This window comes from Komagataeibacter xylinus, from assembly GCF_031081985.1.
GTDB lineage: Bacteria > Pseudomonadota > Alphaproteobacteria > Acetobacterales > Acetobacteraceae > Komagataeibacter > Komagataeibacter xylinus_E.
Genome location: NZ_JARWSK010000004.1, coordinates 294,973 through 307,573, shown reverse-complemented (window position 1 = coordinate 307,573; position 12,601 = coordinate 294,973). Strand labels below are relative to the sequence as shown.

Here is a 12,601-nt window from a genome sequence, read left to right as displayed (position 1 = left end):
TGCCCTATCCTGCCACGCGGGGCAGGCATTACCCCTCGTAATGCGTGCTGACCAGGCGGTCGAGCAGGCGCACGCCAAAGCCGGTCGCCCCTTTGGGCGCGTGCGACGTGGCGCGGGAGGAAAACACCGTGCCCGCAATGTCGAGATGCGCCCAGGGCACGTCATTGACAAAGCATTCAAGGAACTTGGCTGCCGTAATCGACCCGCCGGGGCGGCCGCCGATGTTCTTGAGGTCGGCAATGTCCGAGCGCAGCAGTTCGAGGTAGGCGGCATCCAGCGGCATGCGCCACAGTTTCTCGCCCGTGGCCTCGCCGGTGCCGGACAAGTGGCCTGCCAGTTCATCATTGTTCGAGAACAGGCCCGCGCGTTCCACGCCAAGGCTGACCACGATCGCACCGGTGAGGGTTGCGAGGTTGACCATGAAGCGCGGCTTGAAGCGGTCCTGCGTGTACCACAGCACATCGGCCAGCACGAGGCGGCCTTCGGCATCGGTGTTGAGCACTTCCACCGTCTGGCCCGCCGCCGTGCGCACCACGTCACCGGGGCGCTGGGCGTTGCCGGACAGCATGTTCTCCACAAGGCCCACCACGCCCACAGCGTTGACCTTCGCCTTGCGACCGGCCAGGGCCGCCATGGTGCCGACCACGGCGGCAGCACCGCCCATGTCGGTCTTCATCTCGTCCATGCCGGCGGCGGGCTTGATCGAGATGCCACCGGAATCAAACGTCACACCCTTGCCAACGAAAGCCACCGGGGCTTCGCCCTGCGTGCCGCCATTCCAGCGCATGATGACCGTGCGGGGCGGCGCATCGCTGCCCTGGGCCACGCCCAGCAGCGCGCCAAAGCCCAGCTTGTGCATGGCGTCGCGGTCGAGCACCTCCACTTCCACGCCAAGGTCGCGCAGGGCGAGGATGCGCTGCTCGAATTCGGGCGGGCGCAGCATGTTGGCAGGCTCGGATACAAGGTCACGGCACAGGAACACGCCCCGCGCCACGGCCAGCAGCGGCTGCCATGCCGCCTGTGCGGCCGCCGGGTCGGCTGCCAGCACGCTCACCGTTGTCAGCTTGCCTGCCTCGCCCTTGCGCGGGGTGGTGCGATACGAATCGAAGCGGTAGCTGCCCAGCACGGCGCCAAGTGCTGCATGGGCGGCAAAACCGGGTGTCAGGCTGTCGGCCACGATCGTGCCCTGCTCGCCACCCTGCGCCAAGGCGCGCGCGGCGGCAACGCCCGCGCGTTCGGCCCCGGTTGCGCACAGTTCGCTCATGGCGCCCAGCCCGACAAGGATCACGCGGTCATAGCCTGCGCCGGGCGCCAGCACCACGCAGGTCTTGGCAAGTTCGAAGCCAAAGCGGGCTGCCTTGGCGGCACGCGCCAGCGCCCCGCCGGTGGCAGCATCGACCTGGGCAAACAGGCCAGCGGGTGCCGTGCCGGAGGGCGCAAGGATGGCGATCGTGCCGCCGGCAGGCGCCGTGGCATCGGAAAAGGCAATATCGAGCATGGGGGTCACGGAGCTCCGCTTTGGTTAAATGGTGGATGAACGGCGCGAAAGGACCGGTTTTTCGCCGCCGGGCGCCATCAGGGCCGATAAAGGCATGACGGCGCGGCACGAGTAAGCTAATGCGAACAGCATGAATACGCCATCCATGCCAGCTTATGAGGACAGATTCCTTCTGGATCTGGCCCTGCGCCTTGCCGATGAAGCAGCCGAGCTGATCCGCGCCATCCGCGCGCGCGGCTTCTCCACCAAGGTCAAGACCGACAGTTCCCCCGTAACCGAGGCCGACCACGCGGCGGAAGCGCATATCCTCAAGGGCCTGCGCGCCCATGCGCCTGCCATTCCCGTCGTGGCGGAGGAGGAAATGGCCGCGGGCATCCGCATTGATCCCGGCAGCGAGTTCTGGCTGGTTGACCCGCTTGATGGCACGCGGGAATTTGCTGCCGGCCGCGATGATTTTACCGTCAATATCGGCCTGGTCCGCCACAACCGCCCGGTGCTCGGCGCCGTGGCCCTGCCCGCCTACCACCAGCTTTATGGCGCGGGTGCCGGGCGCGGGGCCTTCCGCATTGATGCGCAGGGCGAGCAGGCCATCCATGTCCGCAAGCCCCCGGCTGAGGGGCTGACCGTGCTGGCCTCGCGCCATTATGCCGATGACCCGCGGCTGAAGGAATTCCTGGGCGGCCACCCCGTTGCCCATCTGGGCAATATCGGCTCGGCGGCCAAGTTCATCCGCGTGGCGGAAGGGCTGGCCGATCTCTACCCCCGCCTCGGCACCACCATGGAGTGGGACACCGCCGCCCCGCAGGCCGTGGTCGAGGCCGCCGGTGGCGCCATCCTCACCTCCGATGGCAGGCCACTGGCCTATGGCAAGCCGGAATGGCGCAACCCGCACTTCGTGTGCCGTGGGGCGCGGTAGGTCCGGCCCGTATGCAAACCCGCCTGCTCCCTGACACCCCCGCCGGGATCGAGACCGCAAGTGCTATCCTGCGCGCAGGCGGGCTTGTGGCCTTTGGCACCGAGACGGTCTATGGCCTCGGCGCGGATGCGGGCAATGACCGGGCCGTGGCCGCCATCTATGCTGCCAAGGGCAGGCCGGGGCGCAACCCGCTCATCAGCCACTTCGCCAGCGCGCAGGCCGCCTTCGCGCAGGTCGCGGCAACGGAACTGGCCCGCGTACTGGCCGCGCGGTTCTGGCCCGGCCCGCTGACCATGGTGCTGCCCCAGGCACCCGGCTGCGGCATTTCATCCATCGCCACGGCGGGGTTAAGCACTGCCGCCGTGCGGGTGCCCGCAGGCGCTACCACGCTGGCATTGCTGGAAGCATGCGGCTGTCCCGTCGTGGCGCCTTCGGCCAATCCTTCGGGCAGGGTCAGCCCGTCAGATGCGCAGCATGTCATGGCGGGGCTTGCGGGCCGGATTGACGCGGTGCTCGATTGCGGCCCCTGCCCCGTGGGGGTGGAGAGCACGATCATCGACCTCACAGGCCCCGTGCCCGTGCTGCTGCGCCCCGGCGGCATCACGCTTGAAGCGCTGGAGGAAGCCTGCGGCATGCCCGTGGCCCTGCCAGACGCCGCCAGCAATGACACCCGCCCTTCCGCCCCCGGCCAGCTTTCATCGCATTACGCGCCCGGCCTGCCCGTGCGGCTTGACGCCACCAGCGTGGGCGCGGATGAGGCGCTGCTGGCCTTTGGCGCGCCGCTTGCGGGAAGCCCGCTTGTGTGGAACCTGAGCGAAAGCGGTGATTTGCACGAAGCAGCAGCGCGCCTCTTCGCGGGGCTGCGGTTTCTTGATATGGAGGGGCAGCGCCGGGGGCTGGTCGGGATTGCCGTGCAGCCCGTGCCCCGGCATGCGCTGGGGCGGGCCATCCGCGACCGGCTGACCCGTGCGGCCTGTCCGCGTTCGTAATGACTTCAACCGCATGATCCGACCCTGGTGCAGCTGACATGAGCGATACACAGACAATCGACCCCAGGGAGCTGAGAATCCTTTCGGATATTCTCGCCCTTGTGCTGGATGAAAACGCTGGCCAGTCGGAAACAGCGCTGGCGGCCATCCGCGCGCGCGCGGGCAAGAATCAGGTCACGGGCGGCGCGCTCAAGAACCTGTTCACCGCCATCGCGCCCAACCCGCCGCCCAAGGCAGCCCCCAAGCCCCGCGCCCCGCGCGCCACCAAGGCGAGTGCTGCCGCCAAGAAAGAAATCGAGGAGTCGCACGCCCGCATTGCCGAGATGGCGGAAAGCATCCGCACGCTCGATGCGACGCTGCGCGACACGCGGGTTGAACTGCGCGCCTCCCTTGCCCGCAACGATGCGCTGACCGCAGAGTTGCGCCAGACCCAGCAGGCCCGCGCCGAGACGCAGGCCGCCCTGTCCGCCGCGCAGAACACCGCCCGGCCGCCTGCCCGCCGCTCATCGGGCCTGATCGTGGCCGCCGCGGTGGGCGCGCTGACCGGCTTCGCGCTGACCGAGGCCTTTCACCTGCTGGCCCAGCCCAGCCCGGCGCAGGCCAGCGCCACCTACCCGCCGGTGCGCCACCATGGGCAGGCATGGCTCGTGCCCTCCTCCTTCCCCTCCCATACAGGACACATGCTGTCATGACCGTATCCCCCTCGCCCGCGCCTGCGCGCCCTGACCTGATCGCGCGCTTTACCGATCTGCTCGGCCCGGTTGGCGTGCTGGTGGATGCGACGGACACCGCCAGTTTCTGCACTGACTGGCGCGACCTGTACCATGGCCGCGCGCTGGCCGTGCTGCGCCCCGCCAATACGGCGGAACTCGCCGCCATCGTGCGCCTGTGCAACGAGCATGACGTGCCCATGGTGCCCCAGGGCGGCAATACCAGCATGGTCGGCGGCGCAACGCCCGACGGGAGCGGGCGCGAGGTGGTGATCTGCCTGTCGCGCATGAACCGCGTGCGCGCCATCGACCCCGCCGACCTGACCATGGAGGTCGAGGCAGGTGTTACGCTGAAGGCAGCACAGGACGCAGCCCGCGAGGCAGGCTTCATGCTGCCGCTTTCCATCTCATCGGAAGGGTCGGCCCAGATGGGCGGCGTGCTGGCCACCAATGCAGGCGGCAACAACACGCTGCGCTATGGCAATGCGCGTGAACTCACGCTGGGCGTCGAGGCGGTCATGCCCGATGGCAGCGTGTTCCATGGCCTGCGCCGCCTGCGCAAGGACAATACCGGCTACGCGCTGCGCCAGTTGCTCATCGGCTCGGAAGGCACGCTGGGCATCATCACCACCGCCATCATCCAGCTCCATCCGCAGCCCCGCGCCATCGAGGCCGCACTGTGCGCGGTGGATGACGCCGATGCGGCGCTGAAGCTGCTTGGCCTGCTGCGCGCGCGCGACCCGGCCCTGGTGCAGGCGTTCGAGTTCATGTCCGGCACCGGCATGGACCTCGTGACCAGCCTGATCGCGGGCACCACCGTGCCGCTTGGCGAGCGCGCGCCCGCCTATGTGCTGGTTGAACTCGCCACCCCCCGCCCCGATGCCGACCTGCGCGAATACACCGAGGAAGTGCTGGGCGAGGCCCTTGAGGAAGGCATCATCACCGATGCCGTGATTGCCGAGAGCGAGGGCCAGCGCGCGGGGCTGTGGAAGCTGCGCGAGGAACACGCCGAGGCCCAGCGCCGCGCAGGCGCGAGCGTGAAGAACGACGTGTCGGTACCGGTCACGCACGTACCGGAACTGATCCGCCGCGCAACAGCGGCGTGCGAGGCGCTGATACCGGGCATCCGCCCCGCTCCCTTTGGCCACATGGGCGATGGCAACATCCACTTCAACCTTGTCCAGCCCGAGGGCATGGACCCCGCCGCCTTCCTCGCCTGCAGCCATGACATCATGGATACGGTGGCCGATATCGTGAAGGATCTTGATGGCTCCTTCTCGGCCGAGCATGGAGTGGGGCAGCTCAAGCCCTACATGATGCCCGCCTGGCGCGGCGGCGCGGAGCTTGCGGCCATGCGCCACATCAAGGCCGCCCTCGACCCCAAAAACCTCATGAACCCCGGCAAGGTCCTGCCACCCGCGCAACCGGGCGCATGAGCCCACGCCCTGCCTTGTCGCGCGTAACAGACTGTACCACCCCCTCATCCGGGCGGGGTTCACCCCTTTTGCCCCGGCGGGAACAGGGGTAGACAGGGGCATGCCCGCCCTCCGCCCTGGTCCCGACCGCCTTGCGCCGCGCCTGTCGATTCTGGATCGTTACATGCTGCGCCAGCTCCTGCTGGCGCTGGCAGCGAGCACGGGCGCGCTGGCAACACTGATCTGGCTGACCCAGTCGCTGCATTTCGTCTCGCTGGTGGTGGGGCGCGGGCTGTCGCTGCGCGTGTTCATTGAACTGACCAGCCTGCTCATCCCGTCCTTCGTGGCGGTGATCCTGCCCATCACCACCTTTGTCGTGGTGCAGTTCATCTACCAGCGCTTCGGCACCGACCGCGAACTGACCGTGATGCAGGCGGCCGGCCTCTCGCCGTTCATGATGGCACGGCCGGGGCTGATGTGCGCGGCCATTGCCACGGGCGCGTGCCTGCTGCTCAACGTATGGGTGGTGCCGGTCTCTTACCATGCCTTCAGGCAGTACGAGTTCCAGATCCGCAACCGCATGGCCGCCTTCCTGATCCAGGATGGGGTGTTCACGCAGGTATCGGACAGCATGACGGTGTATATCCGCGCGCGCGACAAGGACGGCACGCTGCATGGCATCATGGTGGAAGATGACCGCACGCCGGGTGCCGAGGCCACCATCCTGGCCGAGGAAGGCAACCTCGTGATCGTGGGCGACCAGCCGCGCGTGGTGCTGTTCAACGGCTCACGGCAGGAAATCGATGCCCATACCGGCCGGCTCAACGTGCTCACCTTCGCGCGCAACACCATCGACCTGTCCAGCCCGCACGGCAGCCACACCCGCCAGCCCGACGCCAATGAACTGCCCATAGCCCAGCTGCTGCACCCGGACATGCACGTCTATTCGCGCCGAGATGAGAGCAAGATGGTCATCGAGGCATGGCGCAGGCTCAGCACGCCGTTCTGCGCCTTCTCGTTCGCCATGATCGGGCTGCTTGGCGCGATGGGGGGCAATTATTCCCGCCAAGCCAGCATCATCCGCCCGGTGCTGGCCATACTGGGCGTGGTGGCCGTGCAGGCGCTCACGCTCGCGGTGCAAAACCTTGCCTCGCGCAACCTGCAGCTCATGCCGCTGATGTGGATCTGCACACTCACCCCCGGCCTGATCTGTGCGGCGATCCTGTTCTGGCCCGAAATCCACGCCGAGCGTGAAACGCCCGCCCCGGCGGGCAGGCCCCGCCCATGAACATGGCCTTTACGCTCTCGCTCTACATCGCGCGGCAGTTCACCTATGCCACGCTGGCCGTGATCGCCTTCCTGACCGGGCTGATCACGATGTTCGACTTCATCGACCTGCTGCGCCGGGTCTCGACGCGCCCCAACGTGCCGACATCGCTGGTCAGCGAGATCGCGTTCCTGCACATTCCCTTCGCCTGCCTCGAGATCCTGCCCTTTGGCGTGCTGCTGGGCGGCATCATCTGCTTCTGGCGGCTTGCCCGCACATCGGAGCTGGTGGTGGCGCGGGCGGCGGGCATCTCGGCATGGCAGTTCCTGGCGGGTCCGGTCATCTGCGCCGTGCTGATCGGCACGGTGGCCACGACCGCCATATCGCCCCTTTCCTCCGTCATGTATCGCCGCGCGGAAGTGCTCGACCGGCAGTACCTGCGCGACAATAACGGCAAGTCGCTCAACATGACCGGCGGCACGCTGTGGCTGCGCCAGAGCGATAACGGGCTGGTCAGCCACGGCACGGCCATCATCCATGCCCGCCGGGTCAGGCTCAGTGGCGGCATGCTGCATGTGGGGGGGATCACCGTCTTCCGCATGGGGCCCGATGATGACCTGATCACCCGCATCGAGGCCGAGAACGGCTACCTGGGCAAGGGGCGGTGGATCCTGACCACGGCCCGCCTGCTCCGCCCCGACGAACTGCCCGAGGCAATGGGCGAGATCACGCTCCCCGCCGACCTGACCCTGGCCGGGGTGGAGGAGAGCTTCGCCTCGCCCGATACGCTGTCGGTCTGGGCGCTGCCGGGCTTTATACGCCAGCTCAAGCGCTCGGGCTTTTCCACCATCCGCCACCGGCTGCATTTCCAGACCCTGCTCACGCTGCCGGTGCTGTCGGGCACCATGGCGCTGGTGGCCGCCGGTTTTTCCATGCGGCCCGCGCGGCGCGGCGGCGTGGTGCGCATGATCAGCTTTGGCGTGGCCGCCGGTTTCGCGCTGTTCGCCATCTCCAAGATCGCGGCGCAGTTTGGTGAAACGGGCACCCTGCCACCGCTTCTGGCCGCATGGGCGCCCACCGTGGCCGGGCTTTGTCTTGCAGTCACGCTACTTCTTCATCTAGAGGACGGTTAATGTCCCGTCCCGTCCCTTCCACGCGCGCGCCGTCACTGCTACGGCCCCCCGCCGCCATGCGGCGGTTTTCGCGCGGGCTGCTGCTTGCGGCCACCATGCTGGGCGGACTCATGTCAGCAACGGATGCGCGGGCGGACTCGCCGGTGCGCGCCATGCCCATCCATGCCCCCAAAAGCCAGCCTGAAGCCCCGGCCTCGTTTACCGGCACGGTCTCGAATACCGACCCGATGACTTTCCAGGCCGACCATGTGGCCTATGACAGCAAGAACGGCATCGCCACATGGACCGGCAACGTGCAGTTATGGCAGAATGACCAGATCATGCGCGCCGACAGGGTCGTATACGACCGCAACACCGGCGTTGCCGCGGCGCGGGGCAACGTGGCCCTTGTCGAGCCTGACGGCACCGTGCTGTTTACCGAATATGCCGAGCTGAGCAACGGCATGCGCGATGGCATCATGACGCGCATGTACGCCCAGATGTATGACAACGCCCGCCTTGCCGCCAACGGCCTGCGGCGCACAAACAGCAAGGTCAATGACCTCACGCGCGTGGTCTATACCGCCTGCGAGATCTGCGCCCGCCACCCCGAGCGCGCGCCGTTCTGGCAGTTCCGCTCCTTTGACGCGACACATGACCTGCAGCACAAGCGGCTGGAATTCCGCGATGTGTTCTTCGATTTCTTTGGCGTGCCGGTTTTCTACCTGCCCGCCTTCTCCATGACCGACCCGTCCGTGCGGCGGCAGAGCGGGTTCCTCACCCCCGGCTTCACCCCGCATGACCGCTACCTGGGCACCTATGTCACCATCCCGTATTACTGGGTGATCGACCGCTTCTCGGACCTGACGGCAACCGGGCTGTTCGCCACGCGCACCGGGCCGGAACTCATGATGAGTTTCCGCCGGTATTTCAAGGCCGCGCGCCTCTTCGTCAATGGCAACATCGCCTATGACACCCACCACGACAGCACATACGTCAATACATTTGGCGATACGGTGGACAGCTCGAACAACCACGGCATACAGGGCTATATCTCGGCCAGCGGGCAGGTGAACATCAACAAGACCTGGCGCGCGGGCGGCAATATCCAGTGGGCCAGTTCGCCCAACTACATGCGTGACTACCGTGTCAGTGGTTATGGTCAGGACACGCTCAATTCCAACCTCTACCTTGAAGGCTTTGGCACGGGCTCGTATTCGCGCATCGATGCCGAGGGCTATCAGGGCATGAACCAGGGCATCATCAACAACAAGGACCTGCCATGGGTCCTTCCGCGCTACACCTACAGCTATTTTGGCCAGCCCGATGCGCTGGGCGGCCGTTTTGCGCTCGATACGACGGATTTCTATGTCTATCGCCAGAATGGCACATCCGACCAGCGCGGCCAGCTCTCGCTCAACTGGGACCGCCCCTTCCATAACTCGCTGGGGCAGATCTGGAACCTGACGCTGCATGTCGAATCCGCCGTCCATCGCGCGACCGACCTCAACGCCCAGCCCAATTTCGGCCGCACCGCGCGCACGCAGGTGCAAGGCCAGGTGGAACCCACGGTTGCGCTGAAAATGAACTGGCCTTTCCTCCGCAGCTTCAACCACAATACCGGCACCCAGATCCTCGAGCCGATCGTGCAGTTCATCGCCGCCCCCAACACCGGCAACAGCACCTCGCGCAACATCCCCAACGAGGACAGCCTGACCTATGAGTTCACCGATTCCACGCTGTTCGCCATCAACCGCTACGCGGGCACCGACCGGCTTGATGGCGGCCTGCGCGCCAATGTGGGGCTGCACAATAACTGGACATGGAACGGCCACCAGATCGACGTGCTGATCGGCGAGAGCTTCCAGGAGCATATCGACCACAACCGCATCCCCTATTCGGGGCTGAACCATCACCTGTCGGATGTGGTGATGGGCACGCACATGGTGCCCAACCAGTATTTCGATTTTGACGGCAAGATGCGGCTCGACCCCTATGCGGGCAAGGTGGATTTTGGCGATGCGCTGGGCAGCGCGGGGTTCCGCCATTTCCGCGTAACGGGCGGCTACCTGTTCGAGCCGGTGACACCGTATTACTATTACGCCCAGCGCTCATACGCCTCGACGCCCCCGGCCATTTACTACAAGCCGGTCAGCGAACTGACTCTTGGCGCCGCCTCCAACTGGGATAACTGGCACATCGCCGCCTATCTGCGCCGCAGCCTGTCGCGCAAGGAAAGCGTGGCGGTGGGTGGCGATGCGGGCTACCAGAATGACTGCTTCGGGCTCGATGTCATGTATCTCAAGCAGTACACCACGATTGGTGGCCAACAGAGCAATTCGACCGTAATGTTCTCCCTTACGTTCAAAACCATCGGCACGTTTGGTATAAATGGCTGACCTGATGCGCGAAAGACCGAGCCGGATGTTCCTCTTCCCTGCCCCCCTTGGCACAGCCTTCCCCCCCGCACCGTGCAGCCGTGGCCCGCGCCGCATGCTGGCTACGGCCCTGCTGGCCTGCGTGGCGCTGGTGGGGCACCAGCCCGTGGCCAGTGCCCGCAGCGCCCATGCCATTGCCCAGCAGGCCCAGGCGGCGGAAGATCAGGACTCCATTGTCGCCACCGTCAATGGCGCGGTGCTGACCAAGCGCGACATCGACACGCGGGGACGGCTTTTTGCGCTCTCCTCGGGGCTGGATGTGAGCGATGACGTGATGCAGCGCCTGCGCCCGCAGATCGTGCGCCAGTTGATCGATGAAAAACTGCGCATGCAGGAAATGCTTGATCGCCACATCAACGTGCCCATCCAGCAGATTGCGGGGGCCATTTCGGGCATCGAGCAGCGCAATGGCATGCCCGAGAACGCGCTGCGCAACAAGCTGGCGGAAGATGGCGTGTCGCTCACCACGCTGATCGACCAGATCCGCGTGCAGCTTGGCTGGTCGCAGGTGCTGCGGCAGGAAACGGCGGAACACGGGCGCATCACCGCAGCCGAGATCGAGCAGCGCATGGCAGCGCTCAAGCGCGAGGACGGCAAGCCGGAATACATGATCAGCGAGATCTTCATTCCCGTCGAGGATCAGCGCCACCCCGAAGGCGAGCTGAAATTCACCGAAACCATCATTCAGGAACTGCGCGAGGGCGCGCCCTTCCCCATTGTCGCGGCGCAGTTCTCGCAGGGGCAGAGCGCGCTTGATGGCGGCATGATGGGCTGGACGCAGGAAGACGGGCTTGACCCGCAGGTGGTGACCGTGGCCCGCCAGATGCCCGATGGCGCGATTTCCAACCCCATCCGGGTGGCGGGTGGTTACGTGATCGCCACCATTGCCGAGCGCCGCACGGTGGGCCACCAGATGGTGACCGTGCTGGCCATCCGGCAGGCCTTCTTCCCCTTCGATGCGCCGCTTGACCCCGAGAACCCGACGGACCAGCAAAAGCAGACGCTCGATGCCGCCAATGCCTTTTCCACCACTGCCAAGAACTGCGACCAGGTGGAAGCGCAGAACAAGAAAAACGGTGAAAAGCACCCCGCTGACCCCGGCGAGCTGATGCTGAACCACCTCAACCCGCAGATGCGCGAAGTACTTGAGCCACTCCCGCCCGGCAAGCCCAGCCATCCGCTGGTTTCGGTAGATGGCATTCTGGTGCTGATGGTCTGCTCGCGTGAAGAGCGCAACATCGCCATCCAGACACCCAGCCAGATTGCCGACCACCTGCTGAGCGAGCGCGTGGAGCAGACCTCGCGCCAGCTCAACCGCGACCTGCAGCGCCGCGCGATCATCGACATGCGCTCCAAGACCTGAGTGCCGTCATGACCATGCCACAACGCCCCCACGGGCTTGAGCCGCTGCGCGACACCATTGCGCGGCATGGGCTGGATGCACGCAAGGCGCTTGGGCAGCACTTCCTGCTTGATCCGGGCATTACGGCGCGGATCGCGGCCCTGGCGGGCGACCTTGCAGGGCAGCATGTGGTCGAGGTCGGCCCCGGCCCCGGCGGCCTGACCCGCGCGCTGCTTGACACGGAGGCGGCCAGCATCATCGCCGTCGAGGTCGATCCACGCGCGGTGGCGGTCATTACCGAGCTTGCGGCACATGCGCCGGAGCGGTTGCAGATCATCGAGGCGGACGCCATGCGCCAGGATCTTGCAACCCTGTGCCCCGCCCCGCGCCAGATCATTGCCAACCTGCCCTACAATGTAGGCACGCCGCTGCTGGTGGGCTGGCTGCGGCAGGCAAACGCGTGGTCGCGGCTGACGCTCATGTTCCAGCAGGAAGTGGCCGAACGCATCTGCGCCGCCCCCGGCTCCGACCATTATGGCCGGCTGGGCGTGCTGGCGCAGTGGACATGCCGCTGCGGGGTCATGATGCATATTCCCCCCGGCGCGTTCTCGCCGCCGCCCAAGGTCCACTCCGCCGTGGTGGGGCTGATCCCGCATGCCGAGCAGCCCGATGCCGCCCTGTTCCGCGCCATGGAGCAGGTTACGGCCGCAGCCTTCGGGCAGCGGCGCAAGATGCTGCGCGGGTCGCTGAAATCCATCGGCGGCGAAGCGCTTCTGGCCGAGGCGGGAATTGAGGGCAGCCGCCGGGCGGAAACGCTCGAGATCGCGGATTTCGACCGCCTTGCCCGCCTGCATGCCCGCCGCAGCGCCACCGTAACCTGAAGAGATAAAAGTTTTTGGTGAAGCTTTTTTCAA

The 12,601-nt window shown here is 66.3% G+C and carries 10 protein-coding genes; 9 read left to right on the top strand and 1 reads right to left on the bottom strand.

Features of this window, described 5'->3' with window-relative positions:
- Positions 1–28: 28 nt before the first annotated feature.
- The gene (locus QEG70_RS09590; protein WP_308720446.1) at positions 29–1,498 is read right to left on the bottom strand and encodes a leucyl aminopeptidase; all 1,470 of its coding nucleotides are present in this window, start codon (positions 1,496–1,498) and stop codon (positions 29–31) included.
- 130 nt (positions 1,499–1,628) lie between these two features.
- On the opposite strand from QEG70_RS09590, the gene cysQ reads away from it, so the two are divergent.
- From cysQ to rsmA, 9 genes are all read left to right on the top strand, one after another.
- Positions 1,629–2,414, top strand: a complete 786-nt coding sequence (gene cysQ / locus QEG70_RS09585; protein ID WP_308720445.1) for a 3'(2'),5'-bisphosphate nucleotidase CysQ — start codon at positions 1,629–1,631, stop codon at positions 2,412–2,414.
- Between the two features lie 11 nt (positions 2,415–2,425).
- Positions 2,426–3,403, top strand: a complete 978-nt coding sequence (locus QEG70_RS09580) for an L-threonylcarbamoyladenylate synthase (protein WP_308720444.1) — start codon at positions 2,426–2,428, stop codon at positions 3,401–3,403.
- A gap of 38 nt (positions 3,404–3,441) precedes the next feature.
- Positions 3,442–4,095, top strand: coding sequence for a hypothetical protein (locus QEG70_RS09575; RefSeq protein WP_308720443.1), 654 nt, complete (start codon positions 3,442–3,444; stop codon positions 4,093–4,095).
- A complete protein-coding gene (locus QEG70_RS09570; RefSeq protein WP_308720442.1) occupies positions 4,092–5,549 on the top strand; it encodes an FAD-binding oxidoreductase in 1,458 nt (485 codons plus the stop codon). The genes QEG70_RS09575 and QEG70_RS09570 overlap by 4 nt, the downstream gene beginning before the upstream one ends.
- Positions 5,550–5,649: 100 nt before the next feature.
- Positions 5,650–6,816 (top strand): LPS export ABC transporter permease LptF, encoded by a 1,167-nt coding sequence (lptF, locus tag QEG70_RS09565; protein ID WP_308720441.1) that lies wholly within the window; start codon positions 5,650–5,652, stop codon positions 6,814–6,816.
- The gene (lptG, locus tag QEG70_RS09560; protein ID WP_308720440.1) at positions 6,813–7,928 is read left to right on the top strand and encodes an LPS export ABC transporter permease LptG; all 1,116 of its coding nucleotides are present in this window, start codon (positions 6,813–6,815) and stop codon (positions 7,926–7,928) included. The genes lptF and lptG overlap by 4 nt, the downstream gene beginning before the upstream one ends.
- A complete protein-coding gene (locus QEG70_RS09555; protein ID WP_308720439.1) occupies positions 7,928–10,306 on the top strand; it encodes an LPS-assembly protein LptD in 2,379 nt (792 codons plus the stop codon). Before lptG ends, QEG70_RS09555 begins: the two co-directional genes overlap by 1 nt.
- A gap of 4 nt (positions 10,307–10,310) precedes the next feature.
- A complete protein-coding gene (locus QEG70_RS09550; protein WP_308720438.1) occupies positions 10,311–11,708 on the top strand; it encodes a peptidylprolyl isomerase in 1,398 nt (465 codons plus the stop codon).
- 8 nt (positions 11,709–11,716) lie between these two features.
- Positions 11,717–12,568 (top strand): 16S rRNA (adenine(1518)-N(6)/adenine(1519)-N(6))-dimethyltransferase RsmA, encoded by an 852-nt coding sequence (gene rsmA / locus QEG70_RS09545; protein WP_374762581.1) that lies wholly within the window; start codon positions 11,717–11,719, stop codon positions 12,566–12,568.
- Positions 12,569–12,601: the final 33 nt, after the last annotated feature.

Coding starts and splice junctions, on each gene's coding strand:
- QEG70_RS09590 (WP_308720446.1), bottom strand. CDS start 1,498: ATGCTCGATATTGCCTTTTCCGATGCCACGGCGCCTGCCGGCGGCACG.
- cysQ (WP_308720445.1), top strand. CDS start 1,629: ATGAATACGCCATCCATGCCAGCTTATGAGGACAGATTCCTTCTGGAT.
- QEG70_RS09580 (WP_308720444.1), top strand. CDS start 2,426: ATGCAAACCCGCCTGCTCCCTGACACCCCCGCCGGGATCGAGACCGCA.
- QEG70_RS09575 (WP_308720443.1), top strand. CDS start 3,442: ATGAGCGATACACAGACAATCGACCCCAGGGAGCTGAGAATCCTTTCG.
- QEG70_RS09570 (WP_308720442.1), top strand. CDS start 4,092: ATGACCGTATCCCCCTCGCCCGCGCCTGCGCGCCCTGACCTGATCGCG.
- lptF (WP_308720441.1), top strand. CDS start 5,650: ATGCCCGCCCTCCGCCCTGGTCCCGACCGCCTTGCGCCGCGCCTGTCG.
- lptG (WP_308720440.1), top strand. CDS start 6,813: ATGAACATGGCCTTTACGCTCTCGCTCTACATCGCGCGGCAGTTCACC.
- QEG70_RS09555 (WP_308720439.1), top strand. CDS start 7,928: ATGTCCCGTCCCGTCCCTTCCACGCGCGCGCCGTCACTGCTACGGCCC.
- QEG70_RS09550 (WP_308720438.1), top strand. CDS start 10,311: ATGCGCGAAAGACCGAGCCGGATGTTCCTCTTCCCTGCCCCCCTTGGC.
- rsmA (WP_374762581.1), top strand. CDS start 11,717: ATGACCATGCCACAACGCCCCCACGGGCTTGAGCCGCTGCGCGACACC.